This window comes from uncultured Clostridium sp. (genome assembly GCF_947039605.1).
Taxonomy (GTDB): Bacteria; Bacillota; Clostridia; order Clostridiales; family Clostridiaceae; genus Sarcina.
Genome location: NZ_CAMQZG010000034.1, coordinates 1 through 19,945 on the forward strand (window position 1 = coordinate 1; position 19,945 = coordinate 19,945).

Consider the following 19,945-nt stretch of genomic DNA (forward strand, 5'->3'; position numbering starts at 1 on the left):
GATCTACACAGGCGAAGACACTCTTTCCCTACACGACGCTCTTCCGATCTCATCTATATTAACATGTCCATTTGTATATAATTTTTTATAATCATGGCTATATGTATGATTTGCTAGTGCATTTCCTGATTTTATAGTATTTATAAGTCTTTTATCGGAATCCTCAGCTTCTAAACTATCACCTAAAACAAAAAATGTTCCATAAACACCTTCATTTTTTAATATTTTAACAACTTTATCTGTATTTTCAGATGGTCCATCATCAAATGTTAAAAAAATTTGTTTTTCATCACCTATATATGGATTTTCTAATATTTTTGAAACATCACTAGCTTTCACAGAGTAATCTTTTGCTGAATATATTATATTTCCTTTACTCACTATATCATCATCTTTTTTAATTTCTTCTGTGGCTATGTTTTCCTCTGTGCTTTCTTCATTCTCTAAAGCTAATGATTCTGTTATTAGCTTATTATCTTTTCCATAACTTAAATTTAAACTTACAATTCCAATACTTATAATTCCTACTAAAACCCCTAACTTGACTCTGCTCATCTTTACCCCCTAATTTTTCCAATTTAATTAACTTATATAAGTTTACTTCCTAAATAGCCCTAAAAAGAAACAAAATAGTATCTTTTTAGGTTATTATTATCAATTTATTAAATAATTAACATTTTTAATAAATTGATAATATTTACATATAAAAAAAGACCAGATATAGCATCTGCTACACCTAGTCTTTTTTTATCATATCACTGCCAAGAGTTTTTCTTATAAGCATTCTAAATGGTTCATATAGAAATATAGCTGCTACTACTGTACATGCTACATTTCCTATTGAAACTTGAAACCCCATAAAAATTTTTAATAAAAGAGCCTTTCCATAAAGCCCCCCAGTTAAAAGATATGGTAACTCTATAAAGGTTCCTAATAAGAATGATAATATTCCTGCTAAAATAAAATATACGATTCTATTTTTAGTTATATTAGCTACAAAAGAATATAAAAGTATATATTGTGGAAATACTACAAGATACATTATACTCCAAGGCCCTATTCCTTTAGTTAGCATTACTATTAAAGTAAAAACTACTACTGCAAAATAAGATACTCTTGTTTTAAGAGTGGTCCCATATACTAAAATTATAAAACTTACAAGTTCTATATAATCAACAAATGAGCCTAAAAAATAAACTACATATAAAAATACAGCAAGTGCTGATGTTCTAGTTATCTCTTTTGCACTCATTACATTTTATCTGTATAAACAAATGTTACTGTTGATTCTTTTCCAAGTATAACATCTTTTACACCTGGTGCATTCCCTATTGTATAAGTCTTATCTGGAGTTTTTGAAGTAAATCCATACATCCACCAAGGACCTTTAACCATGCTAGGTGTATTTAATCCTTCAAGTCCCATAAGATATGGACCATATTTTGTACTTGTAATATTAACCTTAAGAGCTTCTTTATTTTCAGTTAAGAAAGCTTCAAGAGTTGTTGCATTTGTATGATAAACCTCATTTTTAACTAAAACTTTGTTATTAACTTGGTCCTCTACTGTTACTGTTACTGTCTTATTACCCTTTTGAGCTGTTCCAAATAGATGTTTTTGACTTACACCAATTGCGACTGCTGCTATTACTATTATTATTATTGCTATTATAATTTTTGAACTTAATTTTTTCATTTAATAATTCTCCTTATTATTCAGTTTTAAAATAACTAAACACCATATGATTTAGAAACAAATGGTATCTCATCTACATCATTTAATCTATTAATTTCTACTGCCATTACAAATAATACATTCGTCATAAGATTTGCAAAATCAATTAATATATTATCAAATTTAATTCCCTTATTTTTCATTACATAAAGATTTCTACAAACCTTTTTAGCCTCACCTCTTGCTATATGATACTCACATGCAAGTGCACACCCTGTTGGTAATACAAAACCATTTACTCTCTCTTTTGTAAGTTCCCTATACTTATCCATAATTGAAAGTCCTTTTTCGATATCCTCATCCATAACTGCAAGTTTTCCTCTTACAGACCCATTTAGATGAAGTGACATTTCCATAAGCCAAAATGTATCATCATAAAGTGGTGTATTCATTGATAATATTTTTCCAATAACTGATGAAAGATAATCACTTAATACTTCATGGTCTACACTTCCAAAATCCTCATTTAAAAAGGGGTATGATATTAAATCTATATTTTTAGCCATAACTTCCCCCTAACTTTCGACATTTTTTATTTTAACAATACACAGTATATCAAAGATTTTTTAACAAGTAAAACATATTATTAAAAAAATAGCAATAAATGCATGAAAGAAGAAGTTATTTGCTAAAGCAAATAACTTCTTCTTAAAACCATTTTTTCTTTTTATGTCTTTCAACTCGTTTTATTAAAGATGAATTTCTGTATTTCTCTTCCTTTTGAGTAATATTTTCTTTTTCATTAAATTTCAAATTCAAGATTTCACTTTTTAATAATATTATAGTTTCATCCTTTTTAAAAATATCTAATTTCAAAAAATCTCTTTCTTTTTGAATATTAAAAACTTCTTTTTTTAAAATCATTATTTCATTCTCATATTCAAGCGTATTTTTATATTCTATTTTTTCTATATCAATTGCTTCTAAAAGTTTCCTGATACCTTCTTCTTTTATATATGTTATTCCCTTTGCCTCATATTTATAATCTGCAAAATCTTCTTCTTGTATCTCTTTATTTATAATCAAACTACTAATATTTAATTCTTCACTTACTTCAAATATAGAATATCCCATTAAGTACTACCCCTTATAAAAATTTGTTTTATACTTATTAATTCTACTAAAGCAATTTAAAATCCTTTAAATTTTTACTTTTTTTCTATTTATCATTATAATTCTTATTGCTGCAATAAAAGATATCACAAATATATCTATTACCCTATCAAAACTCTTCTCTCTATACTTACAATTTATATATGTTATTATAAATGCTAACATTATACCACTTGCAATTATAACTCCATACCACCTTACATCGAAATTACCTATACTAAATGCTACTGGATTCAAAAAAACGCCCCCCTTAATTTCTATAAGTCAATTTTAATATGGAATTGTCGAGATTACATGTGATTTTTATTAACAAAAATAAACTAGTTAATAATTAACCAGTTTACCTTGAACTATATATAAATTAGTAAGGAAGCTTATCTAAAAGCTTTACCTTTATTTCATCTTGATACTTTTCTATATGCTCACAAATATCAAGGAATCCACCCATACACAGGTTTAATCTCCCAAGTTCCTGTTCTAACATATCTAAATGATCCATTTCTTTATATTCGTTATACATACGCTCTAAATACATTTTTGTATTTTTTGCATATTCAACAGATAACATAATCATCTGCCCTTCTGATAATTCAAAGTTTATAAAATCTATAACTTCTTCAATTTTTTTTATTGGAATATCTTTAGTAACTTTTGAGAGTTTATTATAAATATTAGCACATTTTTTCACAAGACTCTCATCTGCCCCATATGACTTTAACTGTTCTAAAAAAATGTTTGAATCCTCTATAGTAATAACTAATTGTCCATTATCCTGAGTTAATATAGATATAGCTGTTGATGGAATTATAACATTTTTTATAAAACTTAAAACATCTGTTATACTATCAAAATTATAAAACTCTGAAAAAACAAACTCACTATCATTATTAATGAGTGAAAATCTTAAAAGTTCTCTCTCTACACTAAAATTTGTTTCATTTAATTCTAAAATATCTTTTAATCTTAATAATTCTTTATCCAAATTTTTCTCCTTCTTAAAAAAAAATAAAAGGGGTCAAAAACCCCTTTTCACTTAAAGTTTAACACTTAATAATAAGTGATCTAATGCATAACCTTTTAGATTATCATTTTTAAACATTTCAACCATTTTAAAAACAGTCATTCTAATATCAAAATCTTTATCTTTACCATATTCGTTTGATAAAAATGTATATATATACTTCAACATTTTATGACCTGATTTTTTATAATCTTCTTTTTCAAGTTCATAAGTTAACTTGATTTTCTCTGTTTCTTTATCTGTAATATATGATCCTGTAACTGTTTTTAAAGTTTCTGAAAACTCTCTATTTATAGCTATTCTAAAATCTTTATTGCACTCACTATTTAGTTTTCTATCTAATAACCCAACTAAATAACCGTAACTTTCTCCCATAAAACTATTATATCTTGCATTTAATATTGAATCGTCATTTCCTACTAATTTATATTTCATTAATGTCTCCCTTTATGTCTACTATATTTTTTACTGTTTATAAAGTTTTATGTTACTATTTAGTCTTGTTTTTTTCGTGTTACTTATCTGTTAGTTACCCATTTCTTCTAAAATACTTAGTTTTGTTGTATAAGTTTTAAAAGCATGACCATTATCATATTGATCTAATATGTTTTTACATTTGATAATAAGAAGTTTTATTTCCTCTTCTTCAAGTGGTTTTATGTCTTCCTTAAATTGTTCAAAATCATCATGACTTTCCATTAAAATTGCTGTAAGCTTTGCATCAACTTTTGCTTCATCGAATTTTTTTTCTTTCTTTTGAAGTATATCCATGCATTCCTTGACCGACTTAACCTTTAGTCCCCAAGTACTATTTATCTCTTCAGCAAGTTTTCTTACTTCCCTATAAAGTATTAACCACTTATCATTTACATTTATCTCACTAAGTTTTATACCACTCTCTAATACTTTACCTTTGAACTCTTTTATTATTATGACCATAGCTTTTATAAGTCTTTGAAGATCCTCATTTTTGTAAACTTTTAAATCTTCAGCACTTGTAGCTGAGCATACCCATTCAATAAAATCTTTCTTTGATAAAATAATAGAATATAATTTTTCTCTTTTTATCTCTATTCTATAAGCTATTTCACTAAGCTCACTTTCGATATTTTTCTCTTCAGAGAAGAATATATCTTTTATTAACTTCGCATCAGCTAATGATTTAGTTTTAGTTGTATCATTAATTTCTTTTTTGTTCATTAATACAAGATACGTATCAGTTAATGAAAATTTCTTTTTGCTAGAAAGTTTCTCTCTTGAATACTGAACATCAAAATTTGAAGTTCTATCAAGATTCATGATAACTCGTTCTCTAGCAATACTAGAATAATAACTTATGTCCTTTAAAAGATTTATTATATAGTTAATTTTTTTGTCTAATCTACCTCTTAATATTCTTTTAGCTCCAGTTAAAAGATCCTTTGAATATCTTGAATAAATATATATTCTCTTTATATCACTTTTTTTAAGATAAGTATAAAGATTTTTTATACTCTCCTCAAGTGATGTCCCATTATTATCTACTTCCCTCTGTGTTATCCCCGTATATTCCACAATTTCTTTTGTTAAAAAAGTATTTATACTTGGTTTAACAAGACAAGTAAACTTATCATCTTTCTGATCTTTAAATTTATAACTCGAAACCAAAAATCCATCATCATTCAATTTATAACTATCCTCAATTGGGGCAGTTATACATGAAATCTCAATTATTTCATTTACAAAACTTGTATCGTAGGGTTTTCTAGTAAACTCTAAATCTAAAAAAGCAATCTTCATTGTTATCTCCTTTCACAATCAATATATCTTATAGTATTCACAAATTTCGTAATTTAAATTTATAAATTTAAAGAATATAGAGATTAATTTTCTAAAGATATATTTCCGTAAGTCTTCTTACTCTTAATTCAGCCTCATAAAAATCGTAACTGCCTGTCCCGAAATAACTATTGTAAAGTTCTTTACATTTAGCCTTTAAATTTTTATTTGCTTCACCAAGTGCAAGTATCATATTAAGAAATTCCTCTTTATCAAACTTATCAAGTCTTAAACTTCTTATAGTATCGAAACTCAATATGTCATTAAGCAGTACACTACTTAAAGCTATGCTATCTTTCCCCATATCTTGTCACCTCCATCTTTTGTAAAAATAAATATATTTTATTATTTAGCCTGTACTTTTATAATAAAATTTTTCATTATTCTAATTCTAACACATTTTTAATACAATATTCCAAGTTTTTTTTTCAAATGTGCTTATATTTGATACCAACTAAAAATTATCGTCAAAAATTTTGTGCAATAAATAATAAATTATACAGAAAATTCTATTTTTTTTGATTTTATAATAAATTTTAAACTATTTTTTTATTATCAAACATATCTATCTCATTTAAAATTGTTATAAGATTAATTTCTACTCCTAGACAAAGATATTATTAAGACTTATATTAGTACTTGTCTAAGGATTACAGCAATTATTTTTAAGTTTCATAAAATCCGTAAAGATATATTACATTTGAAAGGATGATTCTATGGAATGAATCATCCTTTTATTTTTAATCTCTATAATTATAACTACCATCCTCGCACTCTGTAAAAACTCCTTCCCCTGTAGAAGTGAAAATTATATCTCCACATTCATCAGATCTATGAACCTCTATATTTCGCTCATTTAATTTATCCATAGTGACTTTATTAGGGTGTTTATATCTATTCCCCTCCCCAACAGTAATAACCGCATATTCTGGTAAAACAATATCTAATAGCTCATCACTTGTACTAGTTTTTGAACCATGATGACCAACCTTTAATACATCTACATCTTCTAATAAATCTAATATTTCAATCTCTGTTTCACTATGTGCATCACCTGTAAAAAGAAATTTATCCTCTCCATTCACAAAAAGTGTAACTAAAGATTCATCATTAATATCATGGCCACCATTTGTATTATATATTCGCATATATGAAAAATCGCCCAATTTAATTTCATCATTTTCTAGAGGAACTTCCGTTAGCATATTTTTATTTTTTATACTTTCGATTAAATCATTATATGTTTTTGTTTCATGAACTCTGCTTGGCATATATATTTTTTTTACATTAATTTCATCTATAACATTATCTAACCCACCTATATGATCTGCATGAGGATGCGTTACTATTATATAATCTAGAGTATCTATATTTTCATTTTTTATATAACTAACCAAAAATTCTTCATCATTATTATCCCCTCCATCTATCAATATATTTTTTTCTCCAAGTATTAAAATTGCATCACTATTTCCAGTATCAATAAAATGAATTTCTGCTTTTGAATTGCTAATACTAGGAATTGTTTCATTTATAATTACTGTTCCACCTGCTAAACATGTAATTCCAATCCCTACAGCTATCTTTTTAATACTCTTTTTTGTTAATTTCATGTTATCACCTTACTATAAAATTTCTTACTATAGTATATTAATAATCAAAAAAAAAGACACTTATAAATAAGCATCCTTTTTAAATATTCTAAACTTTAATATTCATCTTCTTCATAACTAGATGAATATTCATCCTCTTCCTCGTCTTCTCGATAGCTATCATAACCATCTTCTTCTTGAAAATCATCATATTCTCTTGTATTATATGAAACATCCATCTCATCATACATATTCTCTGAACCTTTGTAAGATGCTTTTATATTAAATAAATATTTATCCAAGAAATTCAAAAGCTCTATAGTATCATCTTCTCTATCTTCTATAACCTCAATTTCTTCATCTAGTTCAAGTCCATTGCACTCATATATCATTATTGTATCTTTTAATAATACCTCTATGCTACTACCTAAAACATATTTAACTGAATTTGCTTTAGGATCACCAATATTTATTACCTGTCCTATAGTGCCCTCTTTGCCTGGATTAAGATCTACTGCAAGATATGTATTCATATTATTATATGCAAAAGGTATCCATTTTTCATCAAAACCTATAGTTTTAACCTTGCCATCCTCTGAAGATTTAAATTCTATGTTATCTAATTGACCTGCTTCTAAAATCTTCTTATTTGACTTCCATTCAGTTAACATATCTTCTAATGAAATAAGTTCAAATCCTAAAATAGCACCCAGTCCAACAGTTCCGTTGTTAGATAAATATAAAGCTTTCAATTCACTTGGAAACTTTATATTCATAACATCTTCAACTTCTTCTATCTTTGTAATTCTAACACCTCTATCTAATGAGTCTATTGAGAATGTTTTTATATTTTCTTCCATTATTTCTAAAATTTCTTCCCATAATGATTTAACTATCTTCATTGCAATTCTCCTTTGTCAAAACGCCTAAATTCATCAAAACCATTCAGAGTTTTTGTCGTTTTATTTGTTTTTTATTTTGTTACTTTTAATTATAATAAAAAATCTGCTCGAATTCTACATATTTTTCAAAAAAAGAAGAAGAAAAAGCATCTTGCTTTTTTTCTTCTTCTTTTCTTTATGACTGACTATTATTTGTATTTTGTGCACCTGCAAGAACATTTTCAGCATCTGAAATAGCTCTCATTGCATTTTGATAATTCTCTACTGTTTGACCTGGATTTTTATCATACCCATTAGTTGCTATTTCATTAGCATCTGTTATTACTTGTTTATAAGATGGTTGTACTTTAGATTCTAAGACAGTTTTTATCTGAGTATATCTATCTTGACCAATATCACTTTTCACACTGTCTAAATCAGTAATCATTCCTGTGAATAATGAATCTTGACTTCCACCAATTTGTTTAATTTGGCTTTTTAATTGTGCTATATCAGTTGTTTCTTCATCTTTATACAGGTTTGTTGTAAGTTCCTGCAACTGATTTAATTTTTGAACCTGTGTTTGAGAATAAGTAGATGGGTCTACATTACTAGTAGATGTTTTAGGTTTTGTAAAAACACCTGCTATAAGTATACCAATTCCAAGTATAATCGCTATTATAATTCCTATTTTTTTACCTTTTGTCATTTGTTAAAGTCTCCTAAAAGTAAGTTTTTTTTGTTATTTCAAATATAGTCTCATAATTCCTCTTAATTCTATCACAACTTAATTTTTTTATAAACCTTTTAGTTAATTTCAAATGTTTCTACTAATTTTTCTATCTTTAGTTTAGTTTCTAAAATTTCCTTTTCTTTTATTGATGCTTCTTCATATTTTTCTTTTGTATTCTTAATAATATATTCCTCACACAAGCCTATATAATCTCTAACTAAAGTATTAAATATAGTTACCTCATTTCTAAATAAATCTAAATTCAAAAATTCTTTTTTATCTTTTACAGCTTCTAACTTATCATTTAACTGAGCTATTTCAACTAAATTCATTTTCACTCTAGAACTATCTTTTTGAGCCTCAATTTCTGTTTTTAATGTACTTATATCTACAGATATAGTATTTATCTCTTTTACTATATATTCTACAAACCCACCGCCTTTTTTGCTTATTATAGCCGTTGTTTCTATAACTATAGCCTCTTCCTTATGATTAGATATATACTCCTCTACGCTAGACTTAGCCACTAAAATAACATTCGTTCCCCAAAATACTGCTACAGCTAAAAGTAATAATTTTAATATTTTTTTCATTATTAACTACTCCTAAATTTTTTTTCAAATCATTTTATTTATTATATGATTCATTATACATAATTAGTATAATTTTACATCATTTAACAGTCAATTGTTTGTCGAACGACTTTTATCTTTTTTGTAATAATTTAGTAATACTTAAATTGTAAATAAATTTTTGAAAAGTTTTATAATTTAAGTATTACTAAACATAAAAAATTTAAGAGATAAGAAGAAAGGGTCTAGCAAATGAAAAAATCACTTATAACTATCGGACTTGCAACTACATTAATAGTTGGTGGCACAGCAATTTATTCTGTAAATCAAAATCCTTTAAAAAATAAAAATATATCTTATACACAAACTTTAAAGACCTCCCAAACACAAAAAAATATACTCACAAATAATTCAACCATTACTAACATTGCAAACTTATCAAAAAAAACCACGACCTCGTCTTCACTTAATAATTCTGAAACTTATGCTAGACTTCAAGAAATAGTTAATAAAACCTCAGATAAAAATACTGCTTTTATTACAAATCTAGATGATTATAAAATTATAAATGGGCATAAATATTATAATGTTTATGAATATTATATAGGTGAAAAATCTAAAGATTGGATTTGTAATGGAAACTATAGTAACTTTATAGGTGCAAGATATTTAGATGTAGATGGTCATGGACTCAATAAACAATTCAATCAAAGTTTTCCAAATAAATCATTAGCTCAAAAAAAAGAATACCTAGAAATGCTTGCAAAACAATTTTCTAAGTATATTCCTAATAATTCTTCAAAGATTTCAATAGACATGAATAAAAAAATCGACTTTGAAGGTTATCAGTGTTACTTTGTCACTATAGGTTCTAAAAGTTTTTATATGACACCAGCAGGATTTATATATATAAATAAACAGCAATCATTTTATTAAAACTAAAAAACAGTACCCTAAAAGTAGTGTTTTATTTTACTTTTTTACTTTTTCTTAAACAATTAGTAATATATATGGCTATATTACTAAATTAAAAAACTATATATTTGTATTAGTAAATATATAGAGAACAAAAGGGGATAACAAATGAAAAAGATATTAATCTGGATTTGTATACTAGCCTTTGCAGGTATTATAGATACTTGTTTTTATGTGATTAAATCTAGTGAAAGTATTGAAAATATGCATAATACTACTGTAGCACAAACTACTGCAACTGGAATGCAAACACCAACACATGCAAAACCTAAAGAAAGTGTCGTAGGCGCTTTATTTTCAAGTGATGGACCTTCACATTCTAAGCTTGTATCAGAAAATGCAAAATATAATTTAACAAATTCTGAAATGGAACTTTATAATAACTCTGCAACATTTTCAGCAGCAGCAACTACTTTATATACTAAATTAGAAGAAAGTGTATATACCTCTTATAACGTAGATAAATTAGGGTATAGAACAGTTGTTAACTTAAATAATTTTGTTACTTATGAAGGAATTCGATACTATAGAGTTTATAATTATTATTCAATGCCAATGGAAGGTACTTTAGCTAATCCAGAAGGATTAACAAATCCTAACGGAACTATCTATAATTATACTGGCCTTTTAAGTACATATTACATTTGTGCATCAGGACAGCAATTAAATGTTAAAGAAGCTCAATCTGATGGGACACAAAACCCACTAAATTCTGGTCTTTCACAAACTCAAACTGAAAATCAAATAAAAAAAGTCATGACTGAGTATGTAAAAGGTAAAACCTCTATGCCAGGTGTAACTGCTTCTGTGTATTTAAATTCAAATACTATAGTTTCAGGTAAAACTTATTATCAGACTACTCTAACATGCCCAAGTGGAAAACAAAACGAATTCCAACTTAGAGGTTCAGAACATGAAGCAATAATGTTTGCAGATCCAAGCGGAAGAATATGGCAAACAAAAGATCAGGCATATTTATATTCTGGATATTACTATGAAGGTTTAAGATTTGATGGACAAACATTCTTCTATAACGCTTTTAATAAAAAGTGGGGTAAATAAAAAAACAAACCAGCATTTTCTAAATGCTGGTTTGTTTTTATTTTAATTTATTTTTAGCATAAGATAATGCATTCTCTAAATTACCATTATCTTTACCTGCACCTTGTGCTAAATAATGACCTCCGCCACCTTTTCCATCTATTAATGTTATACAATCTTTAAGCATAGAACCCACATTAATATTTTTAATATTCTTAGATGCTGCAAATACTATATTTACTCTACTCTCATTTTTAACTGCAAATAAAATAACTATATTTTCTTCTTCTGTAAGTTTTGTAGCAAGTCTACTTATATACTTAATATCTTCATTTTCATATATTTTTTCTATAAGCGCAATACCTTGAATATTTTCTGCACCCTCAAGCATTTCTTTCATTTCATACTTTGCGATATCTTGTTCTACTTTTAATTTTGATGATAATGCTTCTGAAAGCTTTTCATGTATATTTTTTATACTATTTATTGCTTCTTTTTCATTACTACTTAAATATTTACAAATTTCTCTTGCAAACTCATCTTTACTTAATGCATCATCAATAGCTCTTGTTCCTGCAAGATATTCTATTCTTGTATTTCCTTTATTTTTCTCAAACTTTTTAATCTTTATATGTCTAAGTTCAATAGTTGATGCGGGGTGTAAACCACAACAAGCATTTATATCTAAATCACCAATTTTTAAAATTCTTATTTCATCCTCAGTGTTTGGAAGTGCTCTTCTTATTTTTAATTTTTTAAGTTCTTTTTTTGTAGGTGTTAAAAACTCAACTTTAATAGCCTCGCTAATTTTTTCATTTGCAAGCTTCTCTACATCTCTAATTTGCTCCTCTGTAAGTATTCCTTCAATATCAACTGTACTAATTTTTTCACCTAAATGAATACTTACTGTATTTACATTAAATAAAGTATAAAAGCATCCTGATAAAACATGTTGCCCAAAATGCTGCTGCATTCCATCAAATCTTCTATTCCAATCAATTTCACATTTTACTCTATGTATCTTTATAGGTTTTTTTTCTGTTACATGATAAACTACTCCATCTTTTTCATAAATATCTATAACTTCATGATTATCTATTTTACCTCTATCTGCAGATTGTCCACCGCCACCTGGGAAGAATGCTGTTTTATCTAAAATAACATGAAATCTTCCATTCTCTTCTTTTACTTCTTCTACCTCAGCTACAAATTCTTTTATGTACTGATCTTCATAATAAAGTTTTTCCATTTGTATATCCTCCAAACAATTTATATATAGTTTATTATATCAGATAAAATAAACTATATATAAATTTTTAGATTATTTACTACTCACTCTAAGTAGTTTTTAAAATAAGAATACTATTTCTTATTTTAGTTTTTCTTTTTTTGTATAAGTTCCTTGTTTAATATACTTTCAATTTTTTATGATATATATCTTCATTTACGAGTATTTCTTTTACGATTAAATAAAGTTACTGAAATCCAAAAGAAAAAACAATAATCTTAATTTTCAATTTCCCCCATAAATATAAGCAATCATAAAATATTTATATTTCCTAAAAGTCAAATTACAAATATTTCTTTTTTTAGTTTTATTCTTGTTACTTTGAAGATTTAATACTTTTTTTCTTTATAAATTGAAAATTTTACCTATTTATTTTCAATTAACCTATGTTTTATTAAATTTTGTTTCTTTTTCGTAAAATTTTTTTTATTGATATGTAAAAATAGTTAGTGTACTATTGAATAGTAATGCAAAATAAAATTTAGTTATTTACAGGAGATAAGAATGAATTCGAAAGATTTAGACAAAAATAAACTCACTGAATTCTTGAAAAAGGAAATAATATTAATCATAGCCGTAATATTAGCTATAATTTCGTCGTTTATATCTATGCCAAAGCTTAGTTATATAAACTTTAAAGATTTAATACTTTTATTTAACTTAATGGTTGTTATAACTGGTCTTAAAGAATTTAAACTTCTAGACTTTATAGGAACAAAACTTCTACATAGGGATAAGAGCTTAAAGAGAATATATGCTGTAATGATATTTTTAACTTTCTTTAGTTCAATGCTTATAACAGATGATGTTGCTCTTATAACATTTGTACCGCTTAGTTTAGTTTTAGCTAAAAAAGCTAACTTTAACCCTGTAAAGCTTATAGTATTCCAAACAATAGCTGCAATCACAGGTTGTTCTTTAACACCTATGGGTAGCTCACAGAATCTATATATCTTTACACACTTTAATCTTACAAGTTCAGAATTTTTTGCAGTAACACTTCCAATAACAATAGTATCCTTTTTACTTTTAGTTGGATTTGTTATGTTCCAAAAAAATAAAACTTTAGATGTAAGTCTTGATGAAGTTGTAATTAATCAAAAGAAATTAATAGTTGTTTACTTAATATTATTTTTATGTGTATTAGCATCTGTATTTCATTTAGTAAATTATAGATATGCTTTTGCAGCCGTAATAATTATTACTCTTATAATAGATAAAAAACTATTCCTTAGAGTTGATTATTCACTATTATTAACATTCACAGCATTTTTCGTATTTATTGGTAATGTATCTGCAATACCAGTAGTTAAAACTGTGATTTCAGGTCTTTTAGTAAATAATGTTCATACTTACTTTATAGGACTTGGAATAAGTCAGGTTATTAGTAACGTTCCTACAACATTACTACTTTCACCATTTACACATAATTATCGTGCATTACTTCTTGGTGTAAATAATGGAGGCCTATTCTCACTTATTGGTTCTATGGCTAGTATAATTTCTTACAAATTTGCTATATCAGGAACAAAGACAACTCCTGGAAAATATATAGGAACATTTGCAATATACAGCTTGATAAGTCTTGCGGTATTAGTACCTGCATCATATATCATAATTAAATTCCTTTAGAATTTAGGGCTATTCATTAATGATATTTAGGATTTAACTTAATCATTTATGAAATGGTCTTTTTTATTAAAATTACATAATTAGAAGGGACTTTTATAAAACTGATTAGCAGTATTATAGTCCCTTTTACCATATACAAAAATATTTTAACTAATAATAAGGAGAAATTTATGGCGCTTACAAATTATATGCTTACAAATATAAGCCTTCAATTTGACTTTGTACTAAGGCTTATTCTTGCTGCGTTCCTTGGAGGGCTCATTGGATATGAGAGAAATATACGTTCAAAAGAAGCTGGACTTAGAACTCATATGCTTGTATCTCTTAGTTCTGCACTGCTAATGCTTGTATCTCAATATGGTTTTTTTGAAGTCATTCAAAAATATGTAGAAGTTGATCCTAGTCGTATTGCTGCTCAAGTTGTTTCTGGAATGGGATTTCTTGGTGCTGGTGTTATTTTTAAAGAAAGAGGTTCAATAAAAGGTTTATCGACAGCTGCTGGACTTTGGGGTGTTGCTGCCATTGGACTTGCCGTTGGCTCTGGTCTTTATATTCTTGGAATTGCCGCTACTATTTTGATTTTACTTGCTTTTGAAGTTGTAAATAAAGTTTCTAAAAAATCTTATACTTTAAGTATTGAATTACAAGTTGTAGCAACAGATTTATCATACTTAGAACTTAAAGATAATATTAAAAAAAATTATAATAACATTATGTCTTATAGAGTTGAACACCAAGAATTTGGTGAGGTTGTAAACTTAAAATTCAGAGTTAAAAGTGAAGAGGATTTTAAAATTATATTAGATGATATTCATTCTATTAAAAATTTAACACTAGATTACTATGAAATAATCTAAAAAATAGACAAGTATTTTATTTATACTTGTCTATTTTATTTAAAGACCATTTCTACACCATCTAACAAAACTATCACAATTATTTATTGCAAGATTATATCTATTTTCCCCAAGCCTACTATAAGCCCTCTTAATTGCATCTCTTTTCCTATGATGTCTTGGACTCTGACTTTCATTTTTTATAAATATCTTTTCTCCACATGCAAAATCTAAAAGTGAAGTTTCAGATACCTTTTCTTTTAAATAATGTACTACTTTCCCTTTACCTACATATATTCCATGATGTGTATAAAAACATCTTTGGACATATAAATGCTCACCTATACTATAACAAAACTCTTCATTATTCATATGTCTTGTAAGTCCATATATTGTAGCTTCTGTTCCATTTTTAGCTGTATCAACAAAATTATTAACTTTACTTATAACATCTCCATAAGCAGGGTTTATAGCTATACATTTCCTCTCTATCCCTCTTCTATTTTCCTTACTAATATTTTTCACCTTATTTATTACTGGTTTAGCCCCATTCCCTACTTTTTCTAAGAATTCACCAATATTCTTTTTTGAAAATTTCATTTAAACTCCCCCTGTCATCTCTCATATGTCTTAATATTATTATAAGATAAAATTATAAATTTTTTTTAACCTACGAATTAATTATTTATAAACAATATATGATATATCTATTCAGTCAATTTCATGTTAAACTATAATAATGGAAACGAAGATTAAAAGACATTTACTATTTAGTAAGATGTTGAAAGGATTGTTATAATGACAAATGCACCAAAGGCAATAAGATTAGAAGGCATGAAAAATTTATCAGGTAAGAAGGAAGATAAAGATAATATTTACTTCTACCTAGATTTTAGATTTAATTTACATAAGATGGGTGATTCAGCTAGTGGAGTTTCACTATATAGAATTACACCTATTAACTTTGATAATATGCTATTAAAAACTTTTAGTAAAAAAACATTTCCTGCTAAAGGATTTTCAACAATAGAAAGTACTAATGTAAAAAAAAGACTTAAAGATATCTTTGATCAATTAGTAGCAGTTAAAGCTAAAAAAGATACTGCAAGAAAAGCTTATGAAAAAGCTAAAAGAGAAGGAACTCTTCCTGAAGAAGAACCTGTACTAGCTAAAGAAGATAAACCAGTAAGAAAAGGACAACATCTTGAAAGAAGTGAATTCAGAAGAAAACTTGCTGAAAAGAAGAATCCCAAAGTTGCTGCAGACTCTTATAGAACTTACCCATCAAAGGTAAAATCAGAATCTACTGAACCAGCTAAACCTGCTAAAGCAACTGGACATAGTTTTGATAAAGCTTTCGGAAAAGCTAGACATATCAAAAAGAATGAAGATTTTAAAAGAGATAGAAACTTTGAAAAGAATGAATCATTTAACTTTGATAAAGAAAAAAAGGTAGCTACTGATAAACCTTATAGCAAAGATAAATCATTTAGTAAGGATAAATCTTATAGCAAAGATAAATCATTTAGTAAGGATAAACCTTATAGCAAAGATAATTCATTTAGTAAGGATAAATCTTATAGCAAAAATAAACCTGCTGGTAAATTTGATTCAAGAGATAATCAAAAATCTTTTAATAGAGAAGATTCATCTGCTGCTGGAATGAATAAATTCAACAAAAATAGCAGAGAATTTAGCAAAGACTCTAAAGATTCTAAATTTGATAATGAAAGTAAATTTAATAGAAGTTCAAAGCCTGCAAGTAAAAATAAACCTGCTGGTAAATCTTTTAGTGGTTCAAATCCATTTAAAGGTAAAGGTTCTAGACCTACATCAAGTAGAAATAACTACTAATTAAATTATATCTAACGAAGGGCTACTTAATTGATTTTAAGTAGCCCTTCGTTAGATACTATATTAAAAAACTTTAAAATAAGGGAGATTTATTTATGAAAAATGATTATATGCTTGATTTAGTAGAATCTTTTGGAAAAGGACTTGCAGATGTCCTTTTTGATGTAGAAACTGAAATTGAACCAATTATTATAGAAGATATGTCTGATAAAGATATGGTCTATCTAATTATTAAACGAATGCTTTCTACTAGTAAATATAACGAAGCCGAAGATTTTTTATTTAGCTATGCAACTGCTAACGCTGATAAAGATATTTTAGATATCGCAAAATATTTTTATGCTGAGTTATCTAAAACATCTGATGCCACTTTAACCCAAAATAGTTTTTCTAGAGAAGAAATTTCTCAAGGACTTACTGATTTTAAAAACAAATTTAGTTTATAATTCCTTAACTAAAATTCCATTTTAAGGTAATTTATTAGTGTTAAAATCTTCTTTTAATATATTATACAAAAGGAGATTCTCATGAGTAAAATTAAAAAGCCATTACTTACACTTGGTGCTATTGGAGCTACTTTCTTTCTTGTAAATACCTCATTAAACAAATTTGATGAAGTTCTTGCTAGGTCTAATATAAACACAGAACTTGAAACATCTAATATTGAATTATCACTTAATCAAAAAAAAGATAGTTTAAATCAGAAAATCATTCCTTTAAACAAAATAGTTGGGGATGACACTATAAAAATAATATTTGAAGATTATATGATAGATGGAGATAATATACTTATTGGAATTTCAGAGATACAAAATTTAGAACCTTCAGACTATAAAGTTCAAAGTCCAGATGACTATAAAGAATACTTAACCTTCCTTAAATCTGAGTTTTTAAAAAATAAAGATAATCTTAATAAATTTGGACAAGTTGTAGATTCTATGAAAATTGATATTTTTGATGGAAAAGAAATTGATATAGAGGCTTTTAATCTACCAGAAGATATAGATTTTTTAGAAATGCTTCTTAAAAAGCTTGAAAAAGCTTATGATTGGGGATTATCTGATGAAGGTTTTTATACTACTCTAGAGGAGCAAATGTTTCATGTAGGATTTGAACCTTTTGCTACAGGAGAATTATCAGTTTTGGTTAATAATCAAAAAGTTGAATTAAATCTTTTTGATTCTCCTGTTTCTCTTAATGAAGATTATTTAGATAAGCTCAACTTCAATATTTCTAAAACTAAGAATACTACTTTAAAGCATCTAGACTCAATGAAAAATAAAACTGAGCAAAATTTTAATATTAAAGAATATACTATTGGCTTTAGAATACCTGAAGAATTTAAAAAAACGACAGATTTAAACATCTCAATATCTTTTAATAACTTTAAAATTTCTGAATATTATCCTGTTACATATGATAAAGAATTTAAAACTAATTTTACTATAGATACAAATGATTTAGATGAAAACTTTAAAGTAATAAAACTTACTACTGATGCTTCACTAAAAAAAGATAATATAGAATTCCTTGAATATAGAGAAACAGATTATACGAGTGAATTTATTTATGAAATTAAAGGCTCTAGCATAGGTCCTGAACTGCTAACTTATACACCACTAACTTTTAGTGCTGTTACTGATGAATATTCAAAAGATAGAACTGTTCGTTCTATTAAATTTAATAAAATCACTGCTGAATCTGTAGATGTTAACCTTGCGAAAAGTCATGATGATGCTAGAATTATAAATATTAAGTTAAATTAATTATATGAAAAGAGGGATAAAAGTATATTAATGCTTTTACCCCTCTTTTATCTAACTATATAACATTCTAATATTCTCTCTCTAAAAGTTGTTGTGTAACCTCTTTTAGTATATCTCTATATTCATTCTCTGGAAGCTTACTTATATTTTTAAATGCCTTTGAAGTATACTTTAGTGCTAATGCTTTGGCCTCTTCTACAGCACTACTATCTCGTACAATATTCATTATAAGTTCTATATCCTTATCACTATACTCTTTTTTATCTAAAATATCATTTAATTCTTTTATATTCTTTTTTTGCGCCATTAAAAGAGGTAATGTGTATACTCCATCTTTTAAATCATTAGAACAGTCTTTTCCTGTTTTAAAACTATCTACTGAATAATCTAATATATCATCTATTATCTGAAAAGCCATCCCTATATTATGCCCTATCTCCCAGAACAATCTACAAGTTTTTTTACTACATTTGCTCTCTGCTGCACCAAGATATAAACTTAAAGAAAATAACTTTGCTGTCTTTCCTGATATTCTCTTTAAATATTCCTTTACAGTTACATTTCTATCATACCTTGAATTTAGTTGTTCTACCTCTCCAAGACATATATCAGTCATAACCTTTGTATCAAGTTCTATCCCTCTTTCTATTGAGGATGTTGTAGCTAATATTTTAAAACATAAACAGAATAAGTAATCCCCTATATACACCGCATAATTTTTCCCATGCTTTGCCTGAACAGTTTCTTTCCCACGACGAAGCATTGCATCATCAATTACATCATCATGCACAAGTGTTGCCATATGAAACATTTCTATAACTGCTGATATCGCTACTGTTCGCTCCTCATTATACTCACCAAATTTTGATGCGATTATAACAAAGGCTGGTCTTAACATTTTCCCACCCGCTTCTAACATTTCTATAATACTCTCTTGTATTACTTTATCTTTACATTTTGAATTTTTTCTTATCTGATTTCTAACTTCATCTAATTGTTTATCAATTATAGGATAATCATTCCAAAAATTATTCATTTTATCCCCTCATCTTTTCTGTTAAATTTGTTATTTTACGTATGCTATACTAC

At 26.8% G+C, this 19,945-nt stretch carries 23 protein-coding genes; 7 read left to right on the plus strand and 16 right to left on the minus strand.

The genetic code is table 11. The features are described 5' to 3' along the window. Nucleotides 1–736: 736 nt before the first annotated feature. The 13 genes from Q0V24_RS12275 to Q0V24_RS12335 form a co-directional block, all read right to left on the minus strand. The gene (locus Q0V24_RS12275) at nt 737–1,252 is read right to left on the minus strand and encodes a hypothetical protein (protein ID WP_297521903.1); all 516 of its coding nucleotides are present in this window, start codon (nt 1,250–1,252) and stop codon (nt 737–739) included. Further along, nucleotides 1,252–1,695: a hypothetical protein gene (locus tag Q0V24_RS12280; RefSeq protein ID WP_297521905.1), complete on the minus strand. Its 444-nt coding sequence runs from the start codon at nt 1,693–1,695 to the stop codon at nt 1,252–1,254. Before Q0V24_RS12280 ends, Q0V24_RS12275 begins: the two co-directional genes overlap by 1 nt. A gap of 35 nt (nt 1,696–1,730) precedes the next feature. Further along, complete coding sequence (locus Q0V24_RS12285) at nt 1,731–2,240, minus strand: hypothetical protein (RefSeq protein WP_297521907.1); 510 nt, start codon at nt 2,238–2,240, stop codon at nt 1,731–1,733. Nucleotides 2,241–2,382: 142 nt separating this feature from the next. After that, entirely contained in the window at nt 2,383–2,808 is a 426-nt protein-coding gene (locus Q0V24_RS12290; RefSeq protein WP_297521909.1) for a hypothetical protein, read from the minus strand. Between the two features lie 66 nt (nt 2,809–2,874). After that, the gene (locus Q0V24_RS12295; protein WP_297521911.1) at nt 2,875–3,084 is read right to left on the minus strand and encodes a prolipoprotein diacylglyceryl transferase family protein; all 210 of its coding nucleotides are present in this window, start codon (nt 3,082–3,084) and stop codon (nt 2,875–2,877) included. A 124-nt stretch (nt 3,085–3,208) separates the two neighbouring features. Further along, a complete protein-coding gene (locus Q0V24_RS12300; protein WP_297521913.1) occupies nt 3,209–3,829 on the minus strand; it encodes a hypothetical protein in 621 nt (206 codons plus the stop codon). A gap of 51 nt (nt 3,830–3,880) precedes the next feature. Next, nucleotides 3,881–4,303: a hypothetical protein gene (locus Q0V24_RS12305; protein ID WP_297521915.1), complete on the minus strand. Its 423-nt coding sequence runs from the start codon at nt 4,301–4,303 to the stop codon at nt 3,881–3,883. A 90-nt stretch (nt 4,304–4,393) separates the two neighbouring features. Next, nucleotides 4,394–5,647: a hypothetical protein gene (locus tag Q0V24_RS12310; protein WP_297521917.1), complete on the minus strand. Its 1,254-nt coding sequence runs from the start codon at nt 5,645–5,647 to the stop codon at nt 4,394–4,396. Nucleotides 5,648–5,738: 91 nt separating this feature from the next. Further along, nucleotides 5,739–5,990, minus strand: coding sequence for a hypothetical protein (locus tag Q0V24_RS12315; protein WP_297521919.1), 252 nt, complete (start codon nt 5,988–5,990; stop codon nt 5,739–5,741). A 436-nt stretch (nt 5,991–6,426) separates the two neighbouring features. After that, entirely contained in the window at nt 6,427–7,299 is an 873-nt protein-coding gene (locus tag Q0V24_RS12320) for a ComEC/Rec2 family competence protein (protein WP_297521921.1), read from the minus strand. Between the two features lie 95 nt (nt 7,300–7,394). Then, nucleotides 7,395–8,180: an SMI1/KNR4 family protein gene (locus Q0V24_RS12325; protein ID WP_297521923.1), complete on the minus strand. Its 786-nt coding sequence runs from the start codon at nt 8,178–8,180 to the stop codon at nt 7,395–7,397. Nucleotides 8,181–8,355: 175 nt separating this feature from the next. Beyond that, nucleotides 8,356–8,868 (minus strand): hypothetical protein, encoded by a 513-nt coding sequence (locus Q0V24_RS12330; RefSeq protein WP_297521925.1) that lies wholly within the window; start codon nt 8,866–8,868, stop codon nt 8,356–8,358. A 98-nt stretch (nt 8,869–8,966) separates the two neighbouring features. Then, nucleotides 8,967–9,485 (minus strand): hypothetical protein, encoded by a 519-nt coding sequence (locus Q0V24_RS12335; RefSeq protein ID WP_297521927.1) that lies wholly within the window; start codon nt 9,483–9,485, stop codon nt 8,967–8,969. A 231-nt stretch (nt 9,486–9,716) separates the two neighbouring features. On the opposite strand from Q0V24_RS12335, the gene Q0V24_RS12340 reads away from it, so the two are divergent. Beyond that, nucleotides 9,717–10,400 (plus strand): hypothetical protein, encoded by a 684-nt coding sequence (locus tag Q0V24_RS12340; RefSeq protein ID WP_297521928.1) that lies wholly within the window; start codon nt 9,717–9,719, stop codon nt 10,398–10,400. 147 nt (nt 10,401–10,547) lie between these two features. Next, the gene (locus Q0V24_RS12345; protein WP_297521930.1) at nt 10,548–11,501 is read left to right on the plus strand and encodes a hypothetical protein; all 954 of its coding nucleotides are present in this window, start codon (nt 10,548–10,550) and stop codon (nt 11,499–11,501) included. Nucleotides 11,502–11,538: 37 nt separating this feature from the next. Here Q0V24_RS12345 and Q0V24_RS12350 read toward each other — a convergent pair whose 3' ends face one another. Beyond that, nucleotides 11,539–12,729, minus strand: coding sequence for a DHHA1 domain-containing protein (locus tag Q0V24_RS12350; protein WP_297521932.1), 1,191 nt, complete (start codon nt 12,727–12,729; stop codon nt 11,539–11,541). Between the two features lie 543 nt (nt 12,730–13,272). On the opposite strand from Q0V24_RS12350, the gene Q0V24_RS12355 reads away from it, so the two are divergent. Both Q0V24_RS12355 and Q0V24_RS12360 read left to right on the plus strand, forming a co-directional pair. Then, on the plus strand, nt 13,273–14,400 hold the full coding sequence (locus tag Q0V24_RS12355; protein ID WP_297521934.1) for an SLC13 family permease: 1,128 nt from the start codon (nt 13,273–13,275) through the stop codon (nt 14,398–14,400). Nucleotides 14,401–14,570: 170 nt separating this feature from the next. Beyond that, nucleotides 14,571–15,257 (plus strand): MgtC/SapB family protein, encoded by a 687-nt coding sequence (locus Q0V24_RS12360; RefSeq protein WP_297521936.1) that lies wholly within the window; start codon nt 14,571–14,573, stop codon nt 15,255–15,257. A 39-nt stretch (nt 15,258–15,296) separates the two neighbouring features. On the opposite strand, the gene Q0V24_RS12365 is transcribed toward Q0V24_RS12360, so the two are convergent. Continuing rightward, nucleotides 15,297–15,836, minus strand: a complete 540-nt coding sequence (locus tag Q0V24_RS12365) for a lecithin retinol acyltransferase family protein (RefSeq protein WP_297521938.1) — start codon at nt 15,834–15,836, stop codon at nt 15,297–15,299. 198 nt (nt 15,837–16,034) lie between these two features. Here Q0V24_RS12365 and Q0V24_RS12370 point away from each other — a divergent pair, with 198 nt between their 5' ends. The 3 genes from Q0V24_RS12370 (at nt 16,035) to Q0V24_RS12380 (ending at nt 18,856) form a co-directional block, all read left to right on the plus strand. Beyond that, entirely contained in the window at nt 16,035–17,090 is a 1,056-nt protein-coding gene (locus Q0V24_RS12370; protein ID WP_297521940.1) for a hypothetical protein, read from the plus strand. 95 nt (nt 17,091–17,185) lie between these two features. Further along, the gene (locus Q0V24_RS12375) at nt 17,186–17,536 is read left to right on the plus strand and encodes a DUF6483 family protein (RefSeq protein ID WP_297521942.1); all 351 of its coding nucleotides are present in this window, start codon (nt 17,186–17,188) and stop codon (nt 17,534–17,536) included. Nucleotides 17,537–17,617: 81 nt separating this feature from the next. Continuing rightward, nucleotides 17,618–18,856, plus strand: a complete 1,239-nt coding sequence (locus Q0V24_RS12380) for a hypothetical protein (RefSeq protein WP_297521944.1) — start codon at nt 17,618–17,620, stop codon at nt 18,854–18,856. Nucleotides 18,857–18,923: 67 nt separating this feature from the next. Here Q0V24_RS12380 and Q0V24_RS12385 read toward each other — a convergent pair whose 3' ends face one another. Continuing rightward, the gene (locus Q0V24_RS12385) at nt 18,924–19,892 is read right to left on the minus strand and encodes a polyprenyl synthetase family protein (RefSeq protein ID WP_297521946.1); all 969 of its coding nucleotides are present in this window, start codon (nt 19,890–19,892) and stop codon (nt 18,924–18,926) included. Nucleotides 19,893–19,945 lie beyond the last annotated feature (53 nt).

Bases quoted from the DNA above. Each gene is read 5' to 3' on its own strand.
- Q0V24_RS12275 (WP_297521903.1), bottom strand. From the start codon at position 1,252: ATGAGTGCAAAAGAGATAACTAGAACATCAGCACTTGCTGTATTTTTA.
- Q0V24_RS12280 (WP_297521905.1), bottom strand. From the start codon at position 1,695: ATGAAAAAATTAAGTTCAAAAATTATAATAGCAATAATAATAATAGTA.
- Q0V24_RS12285 (WP_297521907.1), bottom strand. From the start codon at position 2,240: ATGGCTAAAAATATAGATTTAATATCATACCCCTTTTTAAATGAGGAT.
- Q0V24_RS12290 (WP_297521909.1), bottom strand. From the start codon at position 2,808: ATGGGATATTCTATATTTGAAGTAAGTGAAGAATTAAATATTAGTAGT.
- Q0V24_RS12305 (WP_297521915.1), bottom strand. From the start codon at position 4,303: ATGAAATATAAATTAGTAGGAAATGACGATTCAATATTAAATGCAAGA.
- Q0V24_RS12310 (WP_297521917.1), bottom strand. From the start codon at position 5,647: ATGAAGATTGCTTTTTTAGATTTAGAGTTTACTAGAAAACCCTACGAT.
- Q0V24_RS12315 (WP_297521919.1), bottom strand. From the start codon at position 5,990: ATGGGGAAAGATAGCATAGCTTTAAGTAGTGTACTGCTTAATGACATA.
- Q0V24_RS12320 (WP_297521921.1), bottom strand. From the start codon at position 7,299: ATGAAATTAACAAAAAAGAGTATTAAAAAGATAGCTGTAGGGATTGGA.
- Q0V24_RS12325 (WP_297521923.1), bottom strand. From the start codon at position 8,180: ATGAAGATAGTTAAATCATTATGGGAAGAAATTTTAGAAATAATGGAA.
- Q0V24_RS12330 (WP_297521925.1), bottom strand. From the start codon at position 8,868: ATGACAAAAGGTAAAAAAATAGGAATTATAATAGCGATTATACTTGGA.
- Q0V24_RS12335 (WP_297521927.1), bottom strand. From the start codon at position 9,485: ATGAAAAAAATATTAAAATTATTACTTTTAGCTGTAGCAGTATTTTGG.
- Q0V24_RS12340 (WP_297521928.1), top strand. From the start codon at position 9,717: ATGAAAAAATCACTTATAACTATCGGACTTGCAACTACATTAATAGTT.
- Q0V24_RS12345 (WP_297521930.1), top strand. From the start codon at position 10,548: ATGAAAAAGATATTAATCTGGATTTGTATACTAGCCTTTGCAGGTATT.
- Q0V24_RS12350 (WP_297521932.1), bottom strand. From the start codon at position 12,729: ATGGAAAAACTTTATTATGAAGATCAGTACATAAAAGAATTTGTAGCT.
- Q0V24_RS12355 (WP_297521934.1), top strand. From the start codon at position 13,273: ATGAATTCGAAAGATTTAGACAAAAATAAACTCACTGAATTCTTGAAA.
- Q0V24_RS12360 (WP_297521936.1), top strand. From the start codon at position 14,571: ATGGCGCTTACAAATTATATGCTTACAAATATAAGCCTTCAATTTGAC.
- Q0V24_RS12365 (WP_297521938.1), bottom strand. From the start codon at position 15,836: ATGAAATTTTCAAAAAAGAATATTGGTGAATTCTTAGAAAAAGTAGGG.
- Q0V24_RS12370 (WP_297521940.1), top strand. From the start codon at position 16,035: ATGACAAATGCACCAAAGGCAATAAGATTAGAAGGCATGAAAAATTTA.
- Q0V24_RS12375 (WP_297521942.1), top strand. From the start codon at position 17,186: ATGAAAAATGATTATATGCTTGATTTAGTAGAATCTTTTGGAAAAGGA.
- Q0V24_RS12380 (WP_297521944.1), top strand. From the start codon at position 17,618: ATGAGTAAAATTAAAAAGCCATTACTTACACTTGGTGCTATTGGAGCT.
- Q0V24_RS12385 (WP_297521946.1), bottom strand. From the start codon at position 19,892: ATGAATAATTTTTGGAATGATTATCCTATAATTGATAAACAATTAGAT.